Source organism: Streptosporangium heterodermiicola (assembly GCF_051390675.1).
Taxonomy (GTDB): Bacteria; Actinomycetota; Actinomycetes; order Streptosporangiales; family Streptosporangiaceae; genus Streptosporangium.
This window is the reverse complement of the sequence record NZ_JBPJSR010000007.1, coordinates 12839-36446: the sequence shown is the minus strand read 5'-3', so window position 1 is coordinate 36446 and position 23608 is coordinate 12839. Positions and strand designations below refer to the sequence as shown.

At 71.5% G+C, this 23608-nt stretch carries 22 protein-coding genes; 12 read left to right on the top strand and 10 right to left on the bottom strand.

The features are described from left to right. Nucleotides 1–26 precede the first annotated feature (26 nt). A complete protein-coding gene (locus ACSC1Q_RS16835; protein ID WP_436759648.1) occupies nucleotides 27–677 on the bottom strand; it encodes a nucleotidyltransferase domain-containing protein in 651 nt (216 codons plus the stop codon). A gap of 143 nt (nucleotides 678–820) precedes the next feature. Then, entirely contained in the window at nucleotides 821–1567 is a 747-nt protein-coding gene (locus ACSC1Q_RS16830; protein ID WP_436759647.1) for a pirin family protein, read from the bottom strand. A 233-nt stretch (nucleotides 1568–1800) separates the two neighbouring features. Here ACSC1Q_RS16830 and ACSC1Q_RS16825 point away from each other — a divergent pair, with 233 nt between their 5' ends. The 5 genes from ACSC1Q_RS16825 to ACSC1Q_RS16805 all read left to right on the top strand — a co-directional run bounded on the left by ACSC1Q_RS16825 (nucleotide 1801) and on the right by ACSC1Q_RS16805 (nucleotide 9382). Then, nucleotides 1801–3543, top strand: coding sequence for a glycosyltransferase family 2 protein (locus ACSC1Q_RS16825; protein ID WP_436759646.1), 1743 nt, complete (start codon nucleotides 1801–1803; stop codon nucleotides 3541–3543). Next, nucleotides 3540–5558: a radical copper oxidase GlxA gene (gene glxA / locus ACSC1Q_RS16820; protein WP_436759645.1), complete on the top strand. Its 2019-nt coding sequence runs from the start codon at nucleotides 3540–3542 to the stop codon at nucleotides 5556–5558. Before ACSC1Q_RS16825 ends, glxA begins: the two co-directional genes overlap by 4 nt. 90 nt (nucleotides 5559–5648) lie before the next feature. Further along, nucleotides 5649–6653 (top strand): glycoside hydrolase family 6 protein, encoded by a 1005-nt coding sequence (locus tag ACSC1Q_RS16815; RefSeq protein WP_436759644.1) that lies wholly within the window; start codon nucleotides 5649–5651, stop codon nucleotides 6651–6653. A 101-nt stretch (nucleotides 6654–6754) separates the two neighbouring features. Further along, nucleotides 6755–8752, top strand: a complete 1998-nt coding sequence (locus tag ACSC1Q_RS16810; protein WP_436759643.1) for a Xaa-Pro dipeptidyl-peptidase — start codon at nucleotides 6755–6757, stop codon at nucleotides 8750–8752. Nucleotides 8753–9211: 459 nt separating this feature from the next. Beyond that, nucleotides 9212–9382 carry a hypothetical protein gene (locus ACSC1Q_RS16805; protein WP_436759642.1) on the top strand — a complete coding sequence of 57 codons (171 nt, stop codon included), beginning with the start codon at nucleotides 9212–9214 and terminating at the stop codon, nucleotides 9380–9382. A gap of 200 nt (nucleotides 9383–9582) precedes the next feature. Here ACSC1Q_RS16805 and ACSC1Q_RS16800 read toward each other — a convergent pair whose 3' ends face one another. Then, nucleotides 9583–9801 carry a DUF2277 domain-containing protein gene (locus ACSC1Q_RS16800; protein ID WP_436759641.1) on the bottom strand — a complete coding sequence of 73 codons (219 nt, stop codon included), beginning with the start codon at nucleotides 9799–9801 and terminating at the stop codon, nucleotides 9583–9585. A 263-nt stretch (nucleotides 9802–10064) separates the two neighbouring features. Continuing rightward, on the bottom strand, nucleotides 10065–10412 hold the full coding sequence (locus tag ACSC1Q_RS16795) for an ArsR/SmtB family transcription factor (RefSeq protein WP_436759640.1): 348 nt from the start codon (nucleotides 10410–10412) through the stop codon (nucleotides 10065–10067). A gap of 138 nt (nucleotides 10413–10550) precedes the next feature. Between ACSC1Q_RS16795 and ACSC1Q_RS16790 the strand changes: the two genes are divergently transcribed. After that, the gene (locus ACSC1Q_RS16790; RefSeq protein WP_436759639.1) at nucleotides 10551–11651 is read left to right on the top strand and encodes an NADH:flavin oxidoreductase/NADH oxidase; all 1101 of its coding nucleotides are present in this window, start codon (nucleotides 10551–10553) and stop codon (nucleotides 11649–11651) included. Nucleotides 11652–11889: 238 nt separating this feature from the next. On the opposite strand, the gene glyA is transcribed toward ACSC1Q_RS16790, so the two are convergent. Continuing rightward, nucleotides 11890–13197 carry a serine hydroxymethyltransferase gene (gene glyA, locus ACSC1Q_RS16785; protein WP_436759638.1) on the bottom strand — a complete coding sequence of 436 codons (1308 nt, stop codon included), beginning with the start codon at nucleotides 13195–13197 and terminating at the stop codon, nucleotides 11890–11892. Nucleotides 13198–13382: 185 nt separating this feature from the next. Here glyA and ACSC1Q_RS16780 point away from each other — a divergent pair, with 185 nt between their 5' ends. The 3 genes from ACSC1Q_RS16780 to ACSC1Q_RS16770 are packed head-to-tail and all read left to right on the top strand — an operon-like array spanning nucleotide 13383 to nucleotide 16084. Beyond that, nucleotides 13383–14450 (top strand): PucR family transcriptional regulator, encoded by a 1068-nt coding sequence (locus tag ACSC1Q_RS16780; RefSeq protein ID WP_436759637.1) that lies wholly within the window; start codon nucleotides 13383–13385, stop codon nucleotides 14448–14450. Between the two features lie 29 nt (nucleotides 14451–14479). After that, nucleotides 14480–14638 (top strand): hypothetical protein, encoded by a 159-nt coding sequence (locus tag ACSC1Q_RS16775; RefSeq protein ID WP_436759636.1) that lies wholly within the window; start codon nucleotides 14480–14482, stop codon nucleotides 14636–14638. Between the two features lie 3 nt (nucleotides 14639–14641). Continuing rightward, nucleotides 14642–16084, top strand: coding sequence for a WS/DGAT/MGAT family O-acyltransferase (locus ACSC1Q_RS16770; protein WP_436759635.1), 1443 nt, complete (start codon nucleotides 14642–14644; stop codon nucleotides 16082–16084). On the opposite strand, the gene ACSC1Q_RS16765 is transcribed toward ACSC1Q_RS16770, so the two are convergent. The 4 genes from ACSC1Q_RS16765 to ACSC1Q_RS16750 all read right to left on the bottom strand — a co-directional run bounded on the left by ACSC1Q_RS16765 (nucleotide 15971) and on the right by ACSC1Q_RS16750 (nucleotide 18259). Next, nucleotides 15971–16498, bottom strand: a complete 528-nt coding sequence (locus ACSC1Q_RS16765) for an ATP-binding protein (protein ID WP_436759634.1) — start codon at nucleotides 16496–16498, stop codon at nucleotides 15971–15973. The two genes, ACSC1Q_RS16770 and ACSC1Q_RS16765, sit on opposite strands and share 114 nt — an antisense overlap. Before the next feature lie 317 nt (nucleotides 16499–16815). After that, nucleotides 16816–17361: a type 1 glutamine amidotransferase domain-containing protein gene (locus tag ACSC1Q_RS16760; protein ID WP_436759633.1), complete on the bottom strand. Its 546-nt coding sequence runs from the start codon at nucleotides 17359–17361 to the stop codon at nucleotides 16816–16818. A gap of 32 nt (nucleotides 17362–17393) precedes the next feature. Continuing rightward, complete coding sequence (locus ACSC1Q_RS16755; protein WP_436759632.1) at nucleotides 17394–17711, bottom strand: DUF4031 domain-containing protein; 318 nt, start codon at nucleotides 17709–17711, stop codon at nucleotides 17394–17396. Continuing rightward, nucleotides 17708–18259: a TetR/AcrR family transcriptional regulator gene (locus tag ACSC1Q_RS16750; RefSeq protein WP_436759631.1), complete on the bottom strand. Its 552-nt coding sequence runs from the start codon at nucleotides 18257–18259 to the stop codon at nucleotides 17708–17710. The genes ACSC1Q_RS16755 and ACSC1Q_RS16750 overlap by 4 nt, the downstream gene beginning before the upstream one ends. 115 nt (nucleotides 18260–18374) lie before the next feature. Between ACSC1Q_RS16750 and ACSC1Q_RS16745 the strand changes: the two genes are divergently transcribed. After that, a complete protein-coding gene (locus ACSC1Q_RS16745) occupies nucleotides 18375–19949 on the top strand; it encodes an MDR family MFS transporter (RefSeq protein WP_436759630.1) in 1575 nt (524 codons plus the stop codon). A 192-nt stretch (nucleotides 19950–20141) separates the two neighbouring features. Next, a complete protein-coding gene (locus tag ACSC1Q_RS16740) occupies nucleotides 20142–21098 on the top strand; it encodes a GNAT family N-acetyltransferase (protein ID WP_436759629.1) in 957 nt (318 codons plus the stop codon). Nucleotides 21099–21161: 63 nt separating this feature from the next. Here the strand turns inward: ACSC1Q_RS16740 and ACSC1Q_RS16735 are convergent, their stop codons facing one another. Then, nucleotides 21162–22523 (bottom strand): MFS transporter, encoded by a 1362-nt coding sequence (locus tag ACSC1Q_RS16735; RefSeq protein ID WP_436759628.1) that lies wholly within the window; start codon nucleotides 22521–22523, stop codon nucleotides 21162–21164. 102 nt (nucleotides 22524–22625) lie between these two features. On the opposite strand from ACSC1Q_RS16735, the gene ACSC1Q_RS16730 reads away from it, so the two are divergent. Then, nucleotides 22626–23600 carry a helix-turn-helix transcriptional regulator gene (locus ACSC1Q_RS16730; protein WP_436759627.1) on the top strand — a complete coding sequence of 325 codons (975 nt, stop codon included), beginning with the start codon at nucleotides 22626–22628 and terminating at the stop codon, nucleotides 23598–23600. Nucleotides 23601–23608 lie beyond the last annotated feature (8 nt).

Sequence of the window (23608 nt, the reverse complement as noted above, 5' to 3'; positions counted from 1 at the left end):
GGAAGGTCGGCGGGGATCCCGGCCGGTCACAGTGCCGCCTCCCTGGTGCGCGTCAGATACTCCTCCACGCGCCGCCGGTCGGGCTCGGCGGGCAGCGCGTCCGTATCGCCGAACCTCGCCAGCAGCTCGGAGCGCCAGCGGTCGACCTCGTCCCAGGAGAGCTCTCCCCGCCGTACGGCGAGCAGCCGGTCGCGGTGGGCGTCCATCCGGACCAGGGGCTCGCCGTGGCGGGCCAGGTGCAGGCCGCTGAGCAGCAGGCGGATCATGTGCATGGCCTGCTTCCACTTGGGGCGCGCGGGGTCCAGGCGGCGGAACTGGGCGTCGGCGTATCCGGTGAAGGTCCGGTTGGCGCGCCCGGACACGAAGGCGTCCCGGATGGCGAGCAGGTCCTCGCCCGCGGGGGTGGTGTGCTCGACGATCGGCGACCACAGGCACTCCAGGACCGTCGGGTTGGCCTCCAGCGCGAGCCCGCAGAACCGCTCGACCTCCCACGAGAACTGCTCGGGCAGTGGCCCGTCGACGTGCGTGGGCGGCTTGGCCAGCCGCCAGAACAGCCGGGTCGGCGCGACGAAGACCCCGCGCCGGTCGACGTCCGACCCCTCGGTCTCCAGCCCGTATGCCCGCGAGCCGACCACCACCGACAGTATCGAGTGATCCGGGACGTACCGTACCTCCATCCGCACAGCCTGCCAGGACCGCGCCCGGCCCGGGTACGGGTTTTCGCGCCGCGCCGCGCGCACGGGTGGCGAGAAGCGTGTCGGTTGGCGAGAGGCTTGTCGGGTGGCGAGGGTCGCGTACGCCGGGTGGTGAGAGGCGCGCGTCAGGCGGCGAGGGTGGCGTGCATCTCCCAGACCAGGATCTCGGCCGGGCCGGTCGCGGTGACGCGCTGGCCGCCGGTGGCGGTGAAGCGGACGGCGTCGCCCTCGGCGAGAGGTCCGGCCCCCTCCAGGTCGACGGTGCCCCGGGGGACGAACAGGTGCAGGAACGGCGCCTCGGGCAGTTCCACGCTCTGGCCCGGCTGGAGCCTCGCCACGTGCAGCGCGGCGTACCTGTTGTTGATGCGGATGGCGCTGCGGCCCGCGTCCCTGGCCATGCCCGAGGCGACCGGGACCAGGGCGCCGCCGAGCAGGTCGGCGTCGATCTCCAGCTGCTCGTAACCGGGGGTGAGCCCGCCCTCGTCCGGCACCACCCACATCTGGACGAAGTGCACCGGATCGGTGTGCCGCTCGCCCTGGAGCCGCCACGAGTCGTTCTTCTCCGAATGGAGGATGCCCGTCCCCGCGCTCATCCGCTGGGCCAGTCCCGGATAGATCACCCCGGAGTGGCCCTCGGAGTCCTGGTGGACGAGGGAGCCGCGCAGCACCCAGGTGACGATCTCCATGTCCTGGTGGGGGTGGGTGTCGAAGCCGGTGCCCGGCTTGACGACGTCGTCGTTGTTGACGAGCAGCACGCCGTGGTGGGTGTTGCCCGGGTCCTGGTGGCGGCCGAAGGAGAAGGAGTGCTTCGAGTCCAGCCACTGGATCTTGGTGCCCGGACGCTCGCCCGACCTGCGGATGTCGACGTTCATGTCTGGTTGTCCTCTCGCCTCGGTTGTTGAAACTTAAACTAACAAGCCGGGTGAAATGTTCCGCACATCCCCGGGTTGGGGAGATCTTGCTTACCGATCCGAATAAGATGTGTCACGATTTATCACTACGCGGGCCGTATGTGACTTCGCCTTGACGAGAAGCGGCCTACGCGATCTACCTGGGGGAACACAGTGCTGGGCTTGTTTTCGTGTGCTCCGAGGCCGCTGGATCGATGAGCGCCCCCGCCGGAGCCGCGAAGAACGCTCCTTACGACTACGAGAGGTTCAGCAGGCTCGCCGGGCCGGTGACCGAGCCGGAACCCGGGGTGCCCTACCGCGTGGGCTACCGCTCCCTGCTGGCCACCGAGCCGCACCGGGTGCGGGCGGTGCTGCTGATGGTCGCGGCGCTTCTCGTGGAGTTCACCCTGATGGCCTGGCTGCTGCTGCCCGAGCACTGGACCGTCCGGCCCGACCCCTACGGCACGATCCCGTGGTACCTGCCGGTGGCCGACCGGATCATGCTCGTCGCGATCGCCCTCATCGAGGTCTTCCGGCTGGTCAGCGTGGTCTCCAACGTGCACGCCATGCTGGCGGCCAGGGACCCGGTCCCGGTCGCGCCCGAGCCCGGCACCCGGGTGGCCTTCATCACCACCTGCGTACCCGGCAAGGAGCCGCTGGAGATGGTCAGGGAGACCCTGGCCGCCGCGCTGAGGATCCGCCACGACGGGGTGTTCGACGTCTGGCTGCTGGACGAGGGCGACGACCCCGACATCCACGAGCTGTGCGACTGGCTGGGCGCCCGCCACTTCACCCGCAAGGGCGTGCCCGGGTGGAACCAGCCCAAGGGGAGCTTCCGCGCCAAGACCAAGCACGGCAACTACAACAGCTGGCTGGACGCGCACGGCGACGACTACGACTTCTTCGTCTCCGTCGACACCGACCACGTACCGCTCCCGGAGTTCTGCGAGCGCATGCTCGGCTACTTCCGCGACCCGAGGGTGGCCTTCGTCGTCGGCCCGCAGGTCTACGGCAACTACGACGCCGGGGTCACCAAGGCCGCCGAGAGCCAGCAGTTCCTGTTCCACTCGCTGATCCAGCGCGCGGGCAACCTGTACGGCGCGCCGATGTTCGTCGGCACCAACAACGCCGTGCGCATCCGCGCGCTCAAGCAGATCGGCGGCCTGTACGACTCGATCACCGAGGACATGGCCACCGGCATCGAGTTCCACCGCTCCCGCGACCCGGAGACCGGGCAGCGCTGGATGTCGGTCTACACCCCCGACGTGCTGGCCGTGGGGGAGGGGCCGTCGTCGTGGACCGACTTCTTCACCCAGCAGCTGCGCTGGAGCCGGGGCACCTACGAGACGCTGCTCACCCAGTTCTGGAGGGCCGCGCCGAAGCTCTCGCCGGGACGGTTCTTCAACTACACCCTGATGGTGACCTTCTACCCGATGTCCGCGCTCAACTGGCTGCTGGCCGGGCTCAGCGCCACCCTGTTCATGGCCGTCGGGGGCTCGGGCGTGACCGTGCCGATGGACGTGTGGCTCATGCTGTACGGCGACGCGGCCCTGCTGCAGGTCATGCTCTACACCTGGAACCGGCGGCACAACGTCAGCCCGCACGAGCCCGAGGGCTCCTCGGGGGTGGCCGGGATGGTCATGTCGGCGCTGTCGGCGCCCATCTACGTCACCTCGCTGATCGGCGCCGCGCTGCGCAGGCCCAGCAAGTTCGTCGTCACCCCCAAGGGCGACTCGGCCAGCCCCGACCAGATCGCCACGTTCCGCATCCACCTGTGGTGGGCGGCGATCTTCGGCGGCGGCCTGCTGCTCACCGTTCTCTGGACCGGCCACATCCACCTGGTCATGACCCTGTGGGGGATCCTCGCCCTGGTCATCTGCCTCGGGCCGCTCACGACCTGGGCCTGGAACCTGCGGGCGGCCAAGGCCGCCCCGCGAGCGGCCGGTGACGAGTCGTGAGCCGCCTGCGCAAGCACCTGGTCGGGGTGGCGGTGGTGACCGCGATCCTCGCGATCAACCTGCCCGCCGTCGCGGGCTTCGCCACCGAGACGTGGCACGACTACCGCATCAACGGCGACGACTACAAGGCCACCCACGGCCACTGGACCTTCCTCGACGTGCCGGAGAAGTTCAAGGTCAACGCCATCCACGCCGCGCTGCTGCACACCGGCAAGGTGCTCATCGTCGCCGGATCCGGCAACAACGCCGCCAACTTCGACAAGGGCACCTTCAAGACCGTGCTGTGGGACCCGGCGAGACCGGGCGCGCCGGACGAGTTCAAGCTCATCGACACGCCCGTCGACTTCTTCTGCGCCGGGCACGTGGTGCTGCCCGACGGCAAGCTCCTCATCGCGGGCGGCACGGGCCGCTTCGAGGTGCTGAAGGCCAAGGTCAAACGGGCCGCGGGCGCACTGGTCATCAAGAACGAGGACCCCGACTCCGAGCCCAGGGAGTTCCACCCCGGCACGCTGCTCACCGCCCCCGGCGGGCAGGTCTACCGCACCCTCGCCCACGTCAGCGTGCCCCCCGCGCGCAAGGCCGAGACCGGTGTGCCGGGGAAGGTGCGGATCAGGCCCAGCCAGACCAAGGTGTTCGCCGAGGCCGTCACCGAGGGCGCGGCGGGCCTGCTCGGCGCGGCGGCCGGCTCCGTCAAGTTCGAGATCCAGGGCCTCAAGGGGCGGGAGAAGCGCGACCTGTACGCCATGGGCGGCAGCATGACGCTGGACAAGCAGGACTTCCAGGGCATCAGGGACGCCTACGAGTTCGACCCCGTCACCGAGCGCTACACCAAGGTCCAGGACATGACCGAGGGACGCTGGTACCCGACCATGACCGGCCTGCCCGACGGCAGGGTGATGACCGTCTCCGGCCTCGACGTCGTGGGGCAGATCACCAGGGACAACGAGATCTACGACCCGAGGACGAAGACCTGGCGGCCCGGTCCCAAGCGGTTCTTCCCCACCTACCCCGCGCTGTTCCTGCTGGAGGACGACACCCTCTTCTTCTCCGGCATGAGCGCCGGGTACGGCCCCGGCCAGCTCGCGCTGCGTCCCCCCGGCATCTGGGACTACCGCCGCGACACCGACCGGCTCGTGAAGACCCCGGGCGGCGTCGGCGGCGTGGCGCCCGACGAGATGGAGGCGTTCACCCCCGTACCCGGGCTGCCCCAGCCGGAGCTGAACGAGACCGGCGCCTCCGTGCTGCTGCCGCCCGCGCAGGACCAGCGGGTCATGGTGATGGGCGGCGGACCGGTCGGGGAACGCCAGCCGGGCCTGCCCAACGCCACCGCCAGGACCGCCATCGTCGACCTCACCGAGGCCAGCCCCCGCTACGTCAGGGGCCCCGACCTGTCCGACCCGGTGCGCTACCCGAACGCCGTGCTGCTGCCCGACGACAGCGTGTTCTCCTTCAACGGCTCCAGCGACTACCGGGGGCGCGGCGCCAGCGACGTCCTGCGCGCGGAGGTCTACCGCCCGGAGAGCAACAGCTTCCACGAGGCGGCGGCGCCCGCCGTCGGCCGCAACTACCACGCCGAGGGTCTCCTGCTGCCCGACGGCCGGGTGCTCGGCATGGGCTCCGACCCGCTCTTCGGCGACAAGGCGGGCTCGCTCCCGGGCACCTTCGACCAGCGCATCGAGATCTACACGCCGACCTACCTGCACAACGGCGAGAGGGCGCCGGTGTTCACCGGCGGGCGCGAGAGCGTCCTCCTGGGCCGCAGGGCCGGTTTCCAGACCCCCGACGCCGCGCGTATCCACCAGGTACGGCTGATGCGCCCGAGCGCCGTCACCCACGTCACCGACGTGGAGCAGCGCTCGATCAGGCTGGACTTCACCCGGGTGAAGACCGGGATCATCGCGGAGATACCCTCCAATCCAGCCCTGGTGCCCCCGGGCTGGTACATGCTGTTCGGGGTCACCGAGCGGGGAACGCCGTCCCCGGCTCGCTGGGTCCACGTCCGAGGAGGGGCCTGACATGCTCCCCCCGGCCCTCTCACGGCGTACGGCGCACTCCCTTTCCCGCTCCCCGGCGCCAGGCCCGGGGTCCCACGCCGGAGGTACTCGATGAACAGGTACGGCCTCGCAGCCGCGCTGGCTCTCGCTCTCGCGACGGCGGCCTGCACCGGCGACCCCGCGCCGCCCGCCGCCTCGGGGAGCGCCGCTCCCGGGGGCACCGCGTCCAAGGACACGAGCGACTTCTACGTCGACCCCGACGGCGCCGCCGCCCAGGAGGTCCGCGAGCTCGAAGGGGAGGGCAGGGCGGAGGAGGCCGCGCTGATCCGTAAGATCGCCGACCGGCCCAACGCGATCTGGATCGGCGACCAGGACCCGAGGGACAGGGTCGCCGGCATCACCACCCAGGCCCAGGCGGCGAAGCGGATCCCGGTCCTGGTGGCGTACCACATCCCCAACCGCGACTGCGGCCAGTTCTCCGCGGGCGGCGCCGCGGACGCGGAGGAGTACCGCTCCTGGATCGGCCGGTTCGCCGAGGGCATCGGCGACCGGCCCGCCCTGGTCGTCGTCGAGCCCGACGCGCTCGCCCACATCCTGGACAACTGCACCCAGGGCGGCCAGGCGGGCGAGCGCCTCGACCTGCTCCGCGACGCGGTGGAGACGCTGAAGAAACAGCCCAACGCGAAGGTCTACGTCGACGCGGGGAACGCCGGCTGGATCAAGGACCCGGGCGAGTGGGCCGAGCCCATGCGCAGGGCCGGGGTGCCCCAGGCCGACGGCTTCGCCTTCAACGTCAGCAACTTCTTCACCGTCGAGGAGAGCGCCGCCGTCGCGAAACGGCTCTCGGACGCGGTCGGCGGGGCCCGCTACGTCCTCGACACCTCGCGCAACGGCAACGGCCCCGTCCGCGACGCGCGGGGCGACGACGCGTGGTGCAACCCCAAGGGCCGCGCGCTCGGCGCGGAGCCGACCACCGAGACCGGCGACGAGCGGATCGACGCCTTCCTGTGGATCAAACGGCCCGGCGAGTCCGACGGCGAATGCCACCGGGGAGAGCCCCGCGCCGGCGACTGGTTCCCCGAATACGCGCTGGAACTCGCGCGTAACGCGAGATAGCCGCTTATTCGTTATATCTTCGATCTTGCAGGTCAAGATTGCTTCGCAGGAGATTGACCGGAGTTGTCAGTTTTTCAGCGACCCTCTGGGAGCTTTCCTCGATGAACAGATGGAAGACGGTCATCGTCGCACTGGCGGTCACCCTGCCAAGCGGCGTACTGCCGGCCGCCGTGCTTCCCGCCGGTGCGCTGCCCACCGGCGCCTTGCCCGCCGCCGCCGCGCGATCCGCGGCCCCCCCGATCGAGAACGGCGAGACCCAGCCGGTCTACTCGCGCGCCGACGCCCTCACCGAGACCGTGTTCGTCGAGGTCGCCGGGGTCGACAGCGACGCCGACGGCCGCCCCGACCGGGTCGCCGTCGACATCATGCGCCCCAAGGAGACCGCCTCGGGACTGAAGGTCCCGGTCATCATGGAGGCCAGCCCCTACTACGCGGGCGGCAACGACGTGGCCAACCACGTCGTCGACCTCGACGGCTCCGACCCCGCGGGCATGGAGTACCGGCGCAACAAGTTCAACGACCTGCGCGACGAGATGTTCGGCGTCGACGGCTCCGACGTGAACCGCGCCGCCGCGCCGCCCTTCCGCGGCTACTACGACAACTACTTCGTGCCGCGCGGCTACGCGATCGCGCTGGTGGAGAACCTCGGCTCGGGCCGGGCGACCGGCTGCCCCACCACCGGCCTGGCCAACGAGACCGCGGGCCCCAAGGCCGCGATCGACTGGCTCAACGGCCGCGCCCGCGGGTTCGACGCGGCCGGGAACGAGATCACGGCCGGCTGGTCCACCGGGAACGTCGGCATGATCGGCGTCTCCTACAACGGCACGCTGCCCAACGCCGTCGCCGCGACCGGGGTCGAGGGACTCAAGGCGATCGTGCCGATCGCGGCCATCTCCTCCTGGTACGACTACTACCGCGCCAACGGCGGCGTGCTGGCGCCCGGCGGCTACCAGGGTGAGGACGCCGACGTGCTCGCCCGCTACGTCCTGACCCGCGAGAACGCCGAACAGACCTGCGGCGCGCTGATGGACCGGATCGAACAGGACCAGGACCGGGTCACCGGCGACTACTCCAAGTTCTGGGACGAGCGCAACTACCTCAACGACGTGCGCAAGGTCCGCGCCGCCGTCTTCCTGGTGCACGGCCTCAACGACTGGAACGTCAAGACCAAGCAGGCCGTCCAGTGGTGGGACGCCCTCGCCAAGCGCGACGTGCCCCGCAAGATCTGGCTGCACCAGGGCGCGCACTTCAACCCGTTCTCCTTCGCCGGGCGCAACGCCGAGTGGCTGCGCCAGCTCCACCGCTGGTTCGACTTCCACCTGTACGGCCTGCGCAACGGCATCATGGACGAGCCGCAGGCCGACGTGGAGTCGGGCCCGGGACAGTGGGCCCGGCACGCCTCCTGGCCGCTGCCCGGCACCCGCGACGCGCGGCTCCACCTGGCCGCCGGCAAGGACGGCCGCAACGGCACCCTGAGCGAGGACCGCCCCCGGGACCGTCCCGTCGAGTCCTTCGTCGACCAGAGCGCCCGCACCGCAGAGCAGCTCGCCGAGAACGCCGAGGCCACGGACCCCAACCGCCTCGCCTACCTGACGGCCCCGCTGTCCCGCGACGCGCGGCTGTCCGGCACCCCCAAGGTCGCGGTGAGCGCCGCGTTCGAGGGCGGGCGCTCGCCGTACCTGACGGCGCTGCTCGTCGACTACGGCACCGACGCCCGCGCGTACGGCGACGTCGTCTACGGCGACACCCAGGTCTGCTACGGCCAGGGCGTGCCCGGCGACACCGGCTGCGCCCGGCTGGCCGAGCACAGGACGGTGACCGCCCCCTACAAGATCATCACAAGGGGCTGGCTCGACGTCCGCAACCGCGACTCCGCCTCCGAGACCGAGCTCCTGCGCGAGGGCCGCTTCTACGACTTCCGCTTCGACCTCCAGCCGAACGACTACGTCGTCAAGGCCGGCCACCGGATCGGCGTCGTGCTCGCCTCCACCGACCGCGACTTCACCCTGCGCCTGCCCCCGGGCACCGGCGTCTCGGTCGAACCGGGCTCCAGCTCGATCATCCTCCCGATCGTCGGCGGGCGCTCCGCCCTCCGCTGATCTCAAGGCTCCCGGGCTCCGTTCCCGCCCCCGGACGAGAACGGAGCCCGGCCTTCGGGAAAACGCGGCGGCTCGCTGACCCTCACAGAAAAACACTGAGAACCAGCGAACGGATGTCCAACTCCGAGATCGCGGGGCACCTTCACCTCACCGTCGGCACGGTCAAGACCCACATCGGCCGCCTCCTGGCCAAACTGCCCCCCGCGACCGGGCCCAGCTCGTCAGCGCGGCCTACGAGGGCGGGCTCGTCGAAGGTCCTCCCCTGTCGTGATCCCTGGGATCACTGGGATCCCGGGGAGCTCGCGGTCCTCGCGGACCCTGGAGAACCGCCGCCCCCCGGTCCCCGGGCGGCGGGGAGGTCACGGAGGTCACGGAGGTCATGAGGGAGAACCCTGGCTTGTCCCTGACATCGGGGCTCCGGCCTGCCGCCGGGCCAGGCGGGGGCCTAGCGTGGAGTGCATGGGACGAATTCTTCTGATCGTGGCGGCCGTGGTGATCGGCTTCCTGCTGCTGGGCTCGGTTCTGGGCTTCCTCTTCACGCTCCTCAAGTGGGCTCTGATCATCGGGCTGGTGGGCGTGGTGGTCATGTTCGTGAGCAGGCTCTTCCGCTCCTCGAACACGCACGACTGACCGCCGCCCCGGGGCGGGACCGCCGTCCGGAGACGGAGACGGGGGCCGCCGTCCAGGAGACGGGGCCGACGCCCGGTGAGACCGCCCGGAGACGGGACCGGGCCCGGTGGGACCGGGCCCGGCGGGTCCGGCCGCCGGGGCGGGCCTCCCCGCCGCCTTCCGCCGTCCCCGGTCGTCTCACCGTCCCCGGCCGCCCGCGCTCAGTCCCGGGAGACGTGCTTCAGTTCGAGCTCGTCGAGCAGGGTCTGGGTCGCGGCGGCCACGGCCTCGACGGCCCGCTCGAAGGCCTCCGCGTTGCGCGTCGAGGGAGAGCGGAATCCCGACACCTTGCGGACGTACTGGAGCGCGGCGGCTCGCACGTCGTCGTCGGTCACGTCGCTGGCGTAGGGCTCACGAAGGGTCTTGATACTCCGGCACATGACAGGACGGTACTCCGTCTCGCGGCTCTCCCGATCCGCCCGATCAGATCGGCCTCACCGGAACCGCCCGGCCCGACCGGCGGATCACCCCGGAACCACCTGGCCGATCGCCGGATCACGGCCGAAGCCCCCGGCCCGATCGCCGGATCACCCCGGAACCGTCCGGCTCGCTCGCTGGATCACGTCGGAACCACCCGGTCCGCCCCCAGATCACTCCGGAACCGCTCACCGCTCGCCGGGGCGCGATCGTGTCAGCCGTCCGGTCAGCCGTCGCGCTCGCACTGGACCGCGTCGGCGGCCAGGACGGCGCCGAGGAGGCCGGGGAAGAGCGTGTCGAGGTCACGCCGGCGCAGCGCGTTCAGCTTGGCCGTGCCCCGGTAGACCTGGTTGATCACGCCGGCCTCGCGCAGCACCCGGAAGTGGTGGGTGGTGGTCGACTTGGCGACCGCCAGCTCGATCGCCGAGCAGGGGGCGCCCTCGTCCTCGTCCAGCCGGCACAGGAAGCGCACGATCTGGAGGCGCATCGGGTCGGACAGCGCGTGCAGCACGCCCTCCAGACGGATCTCCCCGCACGCGGGGTGCTCCAGAGCCCTGACGGACGCGGTCGACACGGTGACTCCCTCCTGATGGATCCTCTCGATTGTACGAGAGTAGTCGTAGTTTGACATCTGTCGTAGTACGTAGACTATCGTATTAGTCGTGAAGCCGGGGCGCCGCCCCCGAGATCCCTCCCGAGAAGGAGTACGGCCGTGAGCGCCCTGTTCGAGCCCCTGACGTTGAGGTCCGTCACCATCCCCAACCGGGTCTGGATGGCCCCGATGTGCCAGTACTCCGCGGCGGCCGAGGGGCCGGACCGGGGAGCGCCAACCGACTGGCACCTGTCCCATCTGGCCGCCCGCGCGGTGGGCGGCGCCGGGCTCATCCTGACCGAGGCCACCGCGGTGGCGCCGGAGGGACGCATCAGCCCGGCCGACCTCGGGCTCTGGAACGACCGCCAGCGGGAGGCGTTCACCCGCATCACCCGCTTCCTGCTGGAGCACGGCGCCGTGCCCGGCGTCCAGCTCGCGCACGCGGGGCGCAAGGCCTCCACCCGCAGCCCCTGGCGGGGCGGCGCGCCCACCGGCCCCGGCGAGCACGGCTGGCAGCCGGTCGGGCCGAGCCCGATCCCCTTCGCCGACGGCCACCCCACCCCCACGGAGCTGAGCGCCGGCGACATCGACCGGATCGTGGACGACTTCGCCGCCTCGGCGCGGCGGGCGCTGGCCGCGGGCTTCCGGGTGGCCGAGATCCACGGCGCGCACGGCTACCTGATCGCCGAGTTCCTGTCGCCCTTCAGCAACCGCCGCACCGACGAGTACGGCGGCTCGTACGAGAACCGCACCCGGTTCGCGCTCCGGGTCGTCGACGCGGTCCGCGCGGTCTGGCCGGACGAGCTCCCCCTCTTCTTCCGGATCTCGGCCACCGACTGGCTGGCGGAGGACCCCGCCGACGACCGCGAGGGCTGGAGCGCGGACGACACCGTCCGCTTCGCCAAGGACCTGCTCGCCCACGGCGTCGACCTGCTCGACGCCTCGACCGGCGGTAACGTCGCCGGGGCGCGCATCCCCATGGGACCCGGCTACCAGGTGCCGTACGCGGCCAGGGTGAAGGCCGAGACCGACCTGCCGGTGGGCGCGGTCGGGGAGATCACCCGGCCCGGACAGGCCGAGGAGATCATCGCCTCGGGCCAGGCCGACGCCGTCCTGCTCGGCCGCGAGCTGCTCCGCAACCCCTACTGGCCGAACCTCGCCGCCCGTGAGCTCGGCTCCGCGGAAGCCCGCTGGCCCGACCAGTACCACCGCGCGGTCTGACCCGGTCCCGGCCGGGACCGCGTCGACGATCCCGGCCCGCGCGCGTCCCTCCCGCCGGGCGGTGAGGTGAACCGTCCGGACGAAGGGACGCGCGCGGGTGGGGCGGAAGGCGACGGACCGGTCCGCCAGGGGGGACGCGGGCCGGCCCGCCTGTCAGGGGGAGCTCAAGGGGAGTGGCGATGGGCGGACCGGCCCGCCTGGGGGCGGACCCCCGGGGGTCGAGCGGGCCGGTCCGTGATCATGGGGTGGCGCGGCGCAGGGCCACCGCGTCCCGGTAGACCGTGGCGGGAGCCTGCCCGTCGATGAGCAGGCGGCGCATCAGGACCGCCACCTCGCCCATGGTCTCCGGGCCGAAGCCGCGGCGGGTCACCTCCTGGGTGCCGATCCGCAGGCCCCGCATGGGCTCGCCGGGAGGCTGTCCTGGCAGATGGACGCCGCTGAGATAGACGCCGCCCTCGGCCAGCAGCCGGGCGGCCTCGTCCCCGCCGCCGAACGCGGAGGCGTCCACCGCCACGTGGTGCGAGGCGGTCCAGCCCAGGTGGGCGGCGGCCATGGTGAAACCCGCGCCGTCCAGCGCCCTGGCCATCGCCCCGGCGTTGGCGGCGCAGCGGTCGGCGTACCCGGAACCCTCTGCGGCGTGCTCGGCGGCGGCCAGGACCAGCGGTGCCAGCCGTGAGGCGTCGTAGTTGGCGGTCAGGCCGGGATAGGCGGCCGCCGCCACCTGGCGGGCGAGGTCCTCGTCGCGGGTCACGACGGCAGCCCCCGGCGGGCCGCCGAAGGAGGTGTAGGTGGACATGGTCACCAGGTGCGCGCCCTCGGCCAGCGGCCGCTGGAACCGGCCGCCCGCGATCAGCCCGGCCACGTGCGAGGCGTCGTAGACCAGCAGGGCCCCCACCTCGTCGCACGCCGCCCGCACCTCCGCGACGTCGTACGGGAACAGCATCAGGCTCGCGCCGATCACCACCAGCGCGGGCCGGTGCTCGCGCAGGAACGCCGGCAGGGCCGCGTGGTCGACGTCGAGCCGTTCGGCGTCGTAGGGCAGCTCGGCCACCCGCAGGCCCCGGATCCCGGCGGCGCCCTGGGCGTGGTGGCTGGCGTGGCCCCCGGCGGTCTCCGGCAGCACCGCGATCGTGTCGCCGGGCCGGGTGAACGCGCTGTAGCAGGCGAGGTTGGCCAGGGTCGCGCTCTGCAGCCGCACCTCGGCGAACTCGCCGCCCATCAGCGCCGCGACCTGGAGCGGGGCGAGCACCTCCAGCACGTCCAGCTCGTCCAGGCCGGTCTGGTACTTCTCCCCGGGCCAGCCCATCGACGGGCGGCAGCCCAGGGAGATCTCGTGGGCGGCCCTCGCGCGCGCGCTCATCGTGTTGGTGCCCGCGTACAGCACCACGCCGTCCTCGTCGAGGCGGCCCCGGTGCTCGGCCAGCACCGCGTCGACCAGCCGGGTGACCGCGTCGAGCCCCAGCCCGTCCACCTCGGCCTCAAGCTCGGCCAGGCGCAGCTGTGCCCTCGGAGGCGCCCACGGGGCGACGCGGCTGCGCTCCTCCACGAGGCTCCTCTCACCGGGCGATCGGACGGCTCTCACGAGACGGACTCCCCGCCTCTCGGAGGCGGCTTCCCCGAGATCGGCGAGTGCGACTTCCCCGAAATGAATAAGTGCGACGCTACGGCCCACGCCAGATCGAGTCATCGTTCCGGCGCCGGAGATACTTCCTACATCTGTAGGATTGGACCGTGATAGCGGACGACGTCCAGGATCTGCTCGAATCGCTCGCCGTGGCGATCGGCAGGGGCATGTCCGTGGACGACCTGGAGGGGCGCGTCGTCGCGCACAGCGCCCACCACGGGGAGGTCGATCAGGTCAGGGCCCAGGCCATCCTCTCGCGGTCCGTTCCCGCCGAGGTGAGCGCCTGGCAGGAGTCGCACGGGGTGGCCGCGACCCGCGACCCGGTGCGCGTCCCGAGAAATCCTGACCTGGGGATGGCGGCCCGGCTCTGCGTGCCCCTGCTCCACCAGGACCGCCGCGTCGGCTACCTGTGGATCATCGAGGGGAACGGCCCGCTGAGCCCGCAGGAGCGGGACAGGGCCGTGCGCGACGCCGCCGCGATCGCCGCCCTGCTCGACGACGGCGGCAGCTCCCACACCCTGAGCCAGCTGCTCACCGGCGAGATCGGCGTGCGGCGCGCGGCGGGCGTGCTCGGCGAGGGGCCGCTGCGGATCCTGGCGCTGCGGGGCGACCCCGACGGCCTGCGCGAGGCGGTCGGCGACGAGCTGGCCAGGGTGCGCCGCCCGCCGGCCTTCACGATCCTGGACCGCCACGCCGTGCTGCTGCTGAACCGCGGCGAGGACGCGGCCGCGCTGGGCGAGCGGCTGGCCGCCAGGATCCGGGTGGGCGCGGGGGTCAGCGCGACGCACCCGGGGCTGGAGTCGGCCGTACGGGCGCACGAGGAGGCGCTCACCGCCGCCAGGGCCGCCGCGGCGGAACGCGCGCTGCGGCCGGTCGCCCACTGGCCCGACCTGGGCGTCTACCGGCTGCTCGCCGAGCCGCTCACCGGCCGGCCGGGCGCGGGCGGCCCGCTCGACACGCTGCGCGAGCACCCGGCGCTCCTCACCACCCTGGAGACCTACCTGGACAGCGGGGGAGACGCGCAGGAGACCGCCAGGCAGCTGCACCTGCACCGCACCAGCCTCTATTACCGCCTCGCCAGAATCGAGCAGCTGGCCGGCCGCAACCTCAAGAACGGAACCCACAGGTTAGAACTCCATCTCGCGCTGAAGCTCTGTCGCTGGAATGCGGTGTAACGACCCGGTAATCAGGGCACAGCTCTCCGGTGCTGCAGTTGATCAACGAGGTCATGACCATCGTCGTCGTGCTCGCGCTCATCCCGCTGTCGTTGATTCTTGTGTCCGTGGTCGTCCTCGTGGCGCTGGCCGCGTTGGCTCTGGCGACCTCACGGGAGCAGGATGGAAGGACGACATCCCGGAGGTAGACGGTGCGGCAACTCAGCGCGGTGGACACGCAGTTCCTGAATTTCGAGACCTCGACGAACGTCGCGAACATCGGGGGGCTCGCGATCCTGGCCGGCGGCCTGTCGCGCGCCGATCTGGTGTCGCTGCTGGCCCACCGGCTCCACCTGGCCGCGCCCTTCCGGATGAGGCTCGCCTTCGTCCCGTTCGGCCTGGACCACCCGTACTGGACCGAGGACTCCAGGATCGACCTCGACTACCACGTGCGCGAGATCGCGCTGCCCAAGCCGGGCAGCGACAAGCAGCTGGGCGAGCAGGTGGCCAGGCTGCACGCCCGCCGCCTCGACCGGCGCCGCCCGCTCTGGGAGATGTACCTGATCCACGGCCTCCGCGGCGACCGTACGGCCCTCTACATGAAGGTCCACCACGCCGCGGTCGACGGCGTCACCGGTGCCGACGTGCTGGCCAGCCTGCTGGACACCTCACCCGAGCCGGAGGAGGTCCGGCTGGCGCCCGCGGCCGAGCCCGAGGAGGAGATCGACTCGACGGAGATGGTCGTCAGGGGGCTGGCCAAGGCCGTCGTCAACCCGGCCAACACGATCCGGTTCCTGATCAACGCGGTCCCGCACCTCGACGAGATCCCGCTGGTCTCCCAGGTGCCCGGGGCGGGACTGGTCTCGCGGCTCACCAGGGACCTGGCCACCTACCTGTCCGGGTCGGGGGCCGCCGAGGTGCCCGCGATGCCCCGCATGACCGTGCCGCGCACGCCCTTCAGCGGCAGGATCAGCGCGCACCGGCGGTTCGCCTACACCACCCTGCCGCTGGAGGACGTCAAGCTGGTCAAGAACGCCTTCGGCGTCACGGTGAACGACGTGGTGATGTCCCTGTGCGCCGGCGCGCTGCGCCAGTGGCTGCTCAAGCACGACGCGCTGCCCGAGCAGCCCCTCGTCGCGGGGGTGCCGTTCTCGCTGCGCGTCCCCGGCGACCAGAGCGCGGGCAACCAGGTCAGCATCATGATCACCACCCTGGCGACGCAGATCGCCGACCCGGTGGAACGGCTGCTGGCGGTACGGGACGCCATGCGCCTGATCAAGGACCGCTCGTCGCTCGCCCCGGCGCGCTGGCTCCAGCAGCTCAGCGACATGATGCCCTCCGCGCTGACCGGCCTGGCCTCCCGCGCGGCCTTCAACCTGTTCGCCGGCAGCGCGGGCCCGATCAACGTGGTCATCTCCAACGTGCCCGGCCCGCAGCTCCCCCTCTACGTGAGCGGCGCCAGGCTGCTCGCGTACCACCCCGTCTCCGTGGTGACCGACGCCAGCGGTGGCATCAACATCACGGTCTTCTCCTACGACGGCTCACTTGACGTTGGCGTGATCGCCTGCAGGGAGATGGTCCCCGACGTGTGGACCGTCACCGACTACTTCAGGGACGCCCTCCTGGAGCTCAAGTTCCTCGTTGAGGAGCAGTGAGAGGCCGGGGGCGTCCTCGACGAAGCGCAGGGCCTTCTCCAGGCAGACGATCGAGCCTCGCTCCTGCCTCTTGACGAACCGGATGTCGTCGGCCAGGGCCTGCATGATCAGCAGCCCCCGGCCGTGTTCGGAGGTGGGGGAGGGGGACGTGGCCCCCGAGAAGTCGAAGCCGTTGCCGGCGTCCACCACCTTGATCACGCAGCGGTCCCTGGACAGCTCGGTGCTGACCATGTAGTCGTCACTGGGCGTGGCGTGCTGGATGACGTTGGAACACGCCTCCGAGAGCATGAGCTGGATGTCCTCGCGAATCTGCGACACAACACCCAGGGCCTGGAGTGAGGAGTCGAGAAGTTGCCTGATCACGGGAACACTCGCGGCGTCACGCGGCAGACGCAACGCGATCGTGGCCTCCACGGTCCCCTCCTTTCGCAGTGATGTGTAGAAGCCTTGCCCTGGGTGACCCCTCCTAATCGGAGTCGGGTGATCGTGTCCCTGGAATACGGCAACAGACGGCAAAGTACCGCCTACGCGACAGGGGATTGAATGTGCGGATATTTTTCTCGCGGCTCGCGGCTCGCGGCTCGCGGCTCGCGGCTCGCGGTCACCGGCTCGCCGATGCCCGGGACGCGTCCTCGTACGAGAGCGCGGCCTGGCGCCGTCCCCGTCCCGGCGCGGAACGGCCGCCGGGCGGGGGTCTGAGACCCCCGCCCGGCTTCGGTGATACGGGGCCGTCAGCCCGAGAAGGCGTCCATCGCGGCCTGGCAGAAGGCCTTGAGGTCGTCGGGCTTGCGGCTGGTGATCAGCGTGTTCGGGCCCGAGGCGCAGATCACGACCTCGTGGTCCTCCCAGGTCGCCCCGGCGTTGCGCAGGTCGGTCCGCAGACTCGGCCAGGACGTGACCTTGCGGCCGCGTACGACGTCCGCCTCGATCAGGGTCCAGGGCGCGTGGCAGATGGCCGCGACCGGCTTGCCCGCGTCGAAGAACCCCTTCGCGAAGCCGACGGCCTCGGGCACGGTCCGCAGGAAGTCGGGGTTGGCGACGCCGCCGGGCAGCACCAGCCCGTCGAAGTCGGCGGCCGACACCTCCTCGACCGTCGCGTCCACCGGGAAGGTGTCGGCCCTGTCGAGGTGGTTGAACCCCTGGACCCGGCCCTGCTCGGTGGAGATGAGCCTGGGCGTTCCCCCCGCCTGCTTGACGGCCTGCCAGGGCTCGGTGAGCTCGACCTGCTCGATGCCCTCCGGAGCCACGAGGAACGCGATCGTCTTGCCGTTCAGCATGTCGTCTCCTCTGTTGACGTGCGGTGATGTCGTCAAAGGGATGCCATGCCCGCGGTGCCGGGATCCATGCGAGGGCCGTCGGCCCCCGGGCGGACCTTGCGACGGCGGAGGCCGGAGGCGATGAGCCGGGTGACGAGCTCGCGCGAGGAGACGGCCTCGGCGCCCAGCGCGACGGCCCGCTCGTAGACGGTCTCGGGAACGTCGTAGTGGTCGCGGTCGAACGCCCGGCGCGGCACGCCGAGCAGCTCCGCGAAGGCGTGCAGCTCCCCGGTCGAGCTGTCGCTGACCAGGTGTGACCAGAGCAGGCCGCGAGGACCCGGCCAGTTGGGCGGGTCGATGAGGACGCTCACCGCCGGGCGAGGTCGAGCGCGACCTCCAGGGCGGCGGCCTGGCGCTCCTCGTCGGTGATCGAGTCGTCCCTGAGCATGAACAGCGAGGCGTGCAGCGCGAACAGGGCCATCGAGTGCCTCAGCTGGGTGGGCAGCGGATCCTCCGGGTCGACGAGGAAGGACAGCAGCTCGAACATCCGCTCGCGGGTCTTCTCCATCGTCGGATGGTTCTTGAGCGAGGTCTGGTTGCGCTCGAAGAACCGCATGACCTCGCGGTGCCTGCCCCGGTACAGGTCGTGGGAGTAGCGGCGGACCAGCTCCTCGCGCGTCTCGTCGGTGCGGGGCCGGTCTCTGGCCCAGGTGACCAGCGCCTCGATCGACCTCACCCGGTCCTCCGCCAGGCTGGCGATGATGTCGTCCTTCGTTTTGAAGTGATAGTAAAGTGCCGCCTTGGTCACGCCGAGGGCCTCCGCGATCTCGCGGAGCGAGGTGGCCTCGTAGCCCTGCTCGGTGAAGAGCTTCAGGGCGATCTCCTGGATGCGCGTCCGTGTGTCGGCGTGTTCCCTCATGGTTCCCTTACCGAGAAATTAACTTGACGGCCGGCAAGTAAGCGGTTTGAATTCCAGCATATCCGACGCTAGCCGGTCGGCAAGTAAGTAAGATCACAAAACAGGGGGCAAGAAAGTGAAGGAGACCGCGGCCGCGCCCGCGCGGCGTCGCGAGGTCATGGTGGTGTTGCCGGGCCTGATGCTCGCGATGGTCCTGGCCATGCTCGACAACATGATCGTCAGCACCGCGCTGCCTCGCATCGTCGGTGAGCTCGGGGGGCTGACCCACCTGTCCTGGGTGGTGACCGCCTACGTGCTCGGCACCACGGTCTCGACCCCCATCTGGGGCAAGATCGGTGACCTGTACGGCAGGAAGAGCATCTTCCTCGCCTCCATCGTCATCTTCATGGTCGGCTCCGCGCTCTGCGGCATGGCCGGTTCCGAGATGCTCGGCGGACCCTCCAACGGCATGACGCAGCTCATCGCCTTCCGCGCGCTCCAGGGCCTGGGGGCCGGGGGCCTGATGGTGAACGCCATGGCGATCATCGGTGACCTCGTCCCGCCCCGCGAGCGCGGCCAGTACCAGGGCATCATGGCCGCCGTGATGTCGCTCGCCATGATCGCGGGCCCGCTCGTCGGCGGGTTCATCACCGACCACCTCGACTGGCGCTGGGCCTTCTACGTGAACCTGCCCATCGGGTTCGTCGCCCTGGCCCTGCTCGCCGTCAAGCTGCAGCTGCCCAGACTCCGCACCGAGCACCGCATCGACTGGCTGGGCGCGGCCCTGCTCTCGGTCGGCATCACCGCGCTGGTCCTCATCACCACCTGGGGCGGCAACGACTACGCGTGGGGATCGCGGCAGATCCTCGGCCTCGCGGGGCTCGCCGTCGTCACGCTGGCGCTGTTCGTCCTGGTGGAGCGTCGCGTGGCCGAGCCCATCATGCCGCTCAACGTCTTCCGCGACCGCAACTTCAGCCTGATCTCGGGCGTGGGCTTCCTGCTCGGCTTCGCCATGTTCGGCGCGATCAACTTCCTGCCGCTGTTCCAGCAGACCGTCCAGGGGGCGAGTGCCACCAACTCCGGCCTGCTGCTGCTCCCGATGATGGGCGCGGCCATGGTGGTCTCGCTCTTCGTCGGCCGCGCCATCACCCAGACCGGCAAGTACAAGATCTATCCGATCCTCGGCGGCGTGGGCATGGCGTTCGGCATGTGGCTGCTCTCCACGATGGGCGTCGACACCCCCGCCTGGCAGACCGGCGTGTTCATCGCGGTGCTCGGCCTCGGCATGGGCTTCCTGATGCAGACCACCATGCTGATCGCCCAGAACAGCGTCGAGCAGAAGGACCTCGGCGTCGCCAGCAGCGCCTCGACCTTCTTCCGTTCCATCGGCGGCTCGTTCGGCGTCTCGCTGTTCGGCGCGGTCTTCAACAACCACCTCACCTCAAGCCTGGAGAGCAAGCTGGGCGCCGCGGGCGGGCAGCTCGCCTCCGGCGGTGCCCAGTTCGACCCGGCCGCGCTGCACGAGCTGCCCGCCAACGTGCGGGTCGGGTTCCTGGAGTCGCTGGCCGAGTCCATCTCCGGCGTCTTCTGGTGGGCGATCCTGTTCGCCGTCCTGGTGCCGCTGCTGGCGGCCTTCATCAAGGAGATCCCGCTGCGCGGCGGGCCCGAGGCGTCCGAGGAGGCCAAGACCCCGGTCCCGGTGCTCGACTGACCTGACCGCCCGACCGGCTTCGGGCACCCGGGCCCCGGTCCGGGTGCCCGGCCCACGGGCCGGCCTGCTTCGAGGGCCGGCCCCGGTCCCGGTGCCCGGCCGGCCGCCTCGTCGGGACTCGGGACCCGGCCGGTCGCCGGGTCCCAAGTCCCGCCCCAGCGATCCCCAAGCCGTCCCCGTCAGGCTGGGGACATGAAGACAACCATTCCCGCCACCGCCGGGTACGTCACCCGGCGGCCGCTGGCCGACGACGCCCGCGAGATCCACGAGCTGATCTCGCTCTGTGACACCCAGGTGATCGGCAAGGCCGACATGACCCTGGACGACGTCGCCGACCAGCTGAACGACTCCTCCTTCGACACGGAGTCCGACGGCTGGCTCGTCCACGACGAGACCGGGCGGCTGGTCGCGTGGGCGTGGGCCTGCCGCAAGGGCGGCAGCGACAACGTCGACGTCGACGTCGTCGTGCACCCCGCCACCCCGGACCTGACCGGCCCGCTCTGGGACACCGTGACCGAGCGGGCCAGGCGGATCACCGCCGAGCTCGGCCACGACCGGGCCGTGGTGGACATCGGCCTCTACCGGGAGGACAGCGGCAAGCGCGCCATCGCCGCGGCCCGCGGCTTCGCCGCCGCCACCAGCTTCATCCGGCTCCGCGCCGACCACGAGGGGACGGTGCCCCGGCCCGAGCTCCCGGCCGGGACGACGGTGCACCACGGGCTCACCGAGGAGGTGCGCCGCCAGGGCCACGCCGTGCAGCAGGCCGGTTTCGCCGAGCACTTCGGGTTCACCCCGAAGGACTACGACGAGTGGTACGAGGAGCTGGACTCCTCGGTCAACACCGACTGGGCGCAGCTGGCGGTCGCCCGTCTCGACGGCGAGCCCGTGGCGATGCTGCTGGGCACCAACGCCTTTCTCGGCGACGAGAACTCCGGCTACGTACGCCAGCTGGCCGTGCTCCCCGCCTTCAGGGGCCGGGGCCTGGGCCGGTTCATGCTGCGCGGGGCGTTCGCCGACGACGCCCGCCGGGGGCGGGTCGGCACCTACCTCCACGTCGACGCCAACAACAGCACGCCCGCCCTCGACCTCTACCTCTCGGTGGGCATGCGCCAGGTGCTGGCCATCGACGTCTGGCGGCGCACGATCTGACCTCCGCCGTACGAGACTTCCCGCGGTCCCGTACGAGGAGTCGTACGGGACCGCGGGAAGATCTCAGCGGCGCAGCAGCGGCAGCGCGCACACCCCGGTGAGCACGATCGTCGCCGCCAGGGCCACGCCGGTGCCGATCACCGACCCTCCGTCCAGATAGAGCGTGCCGAACGTGGCCACCCCCACGACCTGGCCGAGCTGGGTCACCATCACGAACAGCCCGCTGACGTCGGGCGCGTCCTCGGGGGCGGCCTGGGCCAGTCCCACCGCGAGCACCGGGCTGAACGCCCCGCCGAGACCCAGCCCTATCACCGCGAACGCCACCGTCAGGAGCGGCTGGCCGTGCCCCCCGCCGCCCAGCGCCAGCGCCAGGAGCAGGTAGCCGAGCCCGGCCACGCCGAAGGAAGTGACGATCATGCGGCGGTGCAGGCGCTCGGGGACGCGGCGCCAGTTGAGGCTGGCGACGGCGAAACCCGCCGCGCCCGGGACGAACGCCAGGCCCGCCGCCAGCGGGCTGTCTCCCAGCGCCCCCTGCAGGTGCAGGGCGATGGTGAGCAGGAACCCGCCGTAGGTCGCCATCGCCCCGAAGATCGCCAGTGCCGACGGGACCACCCCCGGTGCCCGGACCACCCGCGCGGGCACCAGCGGCGCGGCGGCCCTCCGCTCGACCAGTACGAAGACCCCCGCCAGCGCCACGCTCGCCGCGATGGCGACCCACCCCCACAGCGGCCAGTCCTGCTCGTGCCCCAGTACCAGCGGGACCACCAGGAGGCTGACCGCCAGCGAGAGCGTGACCAGGCCGGGCAGGTCCAGGGGGCGGTGGCGCGACGGGCCGCCGGGCGGCAGCAGCCGCGCGCCCAGCACGAGCAGGCCGAGCCCGATCGGCACGTTCACCAGGAACACCGGCCGCCACGAGGTGCCGAACAGGTCCGCGGAGACCAGCAGGCCGCCCAGCACCTGACCCACCACGGCGGCCCCCGAGATCACCGTGGCGTACAGGCTGAGCGCGCGGGCCCTGGAGGCTCCCGTGAAGTTCGCCTGGATCATGCTCAGCACCTGGGGCACCATCAGGGCGGCTCCCGCGCCCTGGAGGAACCTGAAGGCGATCAGCTGCCCGGCGGAGACGGCCAGCCCGCAGGCGAGGGACGCGGCGGTGAAGCCCGCCAGGCCGTACAGGAACAGGCGGCGCCCGCCGTGGCGGCCGCCCAGCCGGGCACCGGTGATCAGCAACATGGCGTAGGCGATGGTGTAGCCGGAGACGATCATTTGCAGGCCCGACCCCGACGTGCCGAGGTCGGCACGGATCACGGGGGAGGCGACGTTGACGATGGAGACGTCAAGGATGGCCATGAACTGCCCGGCCAGGATCACCGCCAGCAACCAGGAGGTGGAGGTACGGACGGCCGGAGCCGATGTAACGGTCATGGGGAAGACTGTGGGACAGGGCGGATACGAGTAACGAGAGCCTGCCGATCCTGGTACTCACAGCACCTGGCAGCCCGCGCGCCCGTCGGCCAGCATGGAGGGGTGACGACGATCCCGGCGACTCCCGCGCCTTACGCGCCCCTCGCGATCCCGGAGAGAACACCGGACGGCGAGCGGCGGGGCACACCGGACACCGCGCGGGGGACCGGACCGGCCACCCGCCGCGCCGAGCTGGGGGCGTTCCTGCGCAGCCGCCGCGAGCGCATCACTCCCGAGGCCGTGGGCCTGCCGCCGGGGCTGCGCCGCCGCACCCCCGGCCTGCGCCGCGAGGAGGTCGCCCTGCTCGCCGGGGTAGGCGTGACCTGGTACACCTGGCTGGAGCAGGGGCGGCCGATCAACGCCAGCGTGCAGGTGCTCGACGCCGTCTCCCGCACCCTCGGGCTGGACCGGGCCGAACGCGAGCACCTCTACCGGCTCGCCGACATGCCCGCCGTGTCCGAGTCCGACACCTGCGGCTCCCTCGAACCCGAGGTCCAGGTCATCCTCGACCGGCTCGACCCGCTTCCCGCGGGCGTCTACAACGGCCGCTACGACCTGATGGCCTGGAACGAGGCGTATGCCTCCCTGTTCCCCAACGTCGCCACCCAGCCGGTCGCGACCCGCAACGCCATCTGGCAGCTCTTCGTCACGCGGGATTGCTGCAGCGTGGTCGTCGACCGGGCCGGGGAGCTGCCCCAGATGGTCGCCACCCTGCGCGCCGGGTTCGGGCGGCACCTGGGGGAGCCCGCCTGGACCGAGTTCGTCCGCGACCTGTCGGCGGCCAGCCCCGAGTTCGCGCGGATGTGGGCCACCCACGACGTGGCCAGGCCGGGAAACCGGCTGAAGCTCTTCCACCACTCCGCCGTCGGGCAGATCCGCACCACCTCCACCAGCATGGCGCTGTCGTCGCCCCCGGAGACGCGGGTGGTCGTCTACCTGCCCGTGGACGACGAGAGCAGGGAGCGCATCGCCTGGATCAGGGCGCACCCCGAAGCGCCTGCGGTCGCCCACACCCACCCGGCGGCCACCTCGGGGTGAGCGCCCGC

Bases quoted from the DNA above. Each gene is read 5' to 3' on its own strand.
- ACSC1Q_RS16835 (WP_436759648.1), bottom strand. From the start codon at position 677: ATGGAGGTACGGTACGTCCCGGATCACTCGATACTGTCGGTGGTGGTC.
- ACSC1Q_RS16830 (WP_436759647.1), bottom strand. From the start codon at position 1,567: ATGAACGTCGACATCCGCAGGTCGGGCGAGCGTCCGGGCACCAAGATC.
- ACSC1Q_RS16825 (WP_436759646.1), top strand. From the start codon at position 1,801: ATGAGCGCCCCCGCCGGAGCCGCGAAGAACGCTCCTTACGACTACGAG.
- ACSC1Q_RS16815 (WP_436759644.1), top strand. From the start codon at position 5,649: ATGAACAGGTACGGCCTCGCAGCCGCGCTGGCTCTCGCTCTCGCGACG.
- ACSC1Q_RS16810 (WP_436759643.1), top strand. From the start codon at position 6,755: ATGAACAGATGGAAGACGGTCATCGTCGCACTGGCGGTCACCCTGCCA.
- ACSC1Q_RS16805 (WP_436759642.1), top strand. From the start codon at position 9,212: ATGGGACGAATTCTTCTGATCGTGGCGGCCGTGGTGATCGGCTTCCTG.
- ACSC1Q_RS16800 (WP_436759641.1), bottom strand. From the start codon at position 9,801: ATGTGCCGGAGTATCAAGACCCTTCGTGAGCCCTACGCCAGCGACGTG.
- ACSC1Q_RS16760 (WP_436759633.1), bottom strand. From the start codon at position 17,361: ATGCTGAACGGCAAGACGATCGCGTTCCTCGTGGCTCCGGAGGGCATC.
- ACSC1Q_RS16750 (WP_436759631.1), bottom strand. From the start codon at position 18,259: ATGAGGGAACACGCCGACACACGGACGCGCATCCAGGAGATCGCCCTG.
- ACSC1Q_RS16740 (WP_436759629.1), top strand. From the start codon at position 20,142: ATGAAGACAACCATTCCCGCCACCGCCGGGTACGTCACCCGGCGGCCG.
- ACSC1Q_RS16735 (WP_436759628.1), bottom strand. From the start codon at position 22,523: ATGACCGTTACATCGGCTCCGGCCGTCCGTACCTCCACCTCCTGGTTG.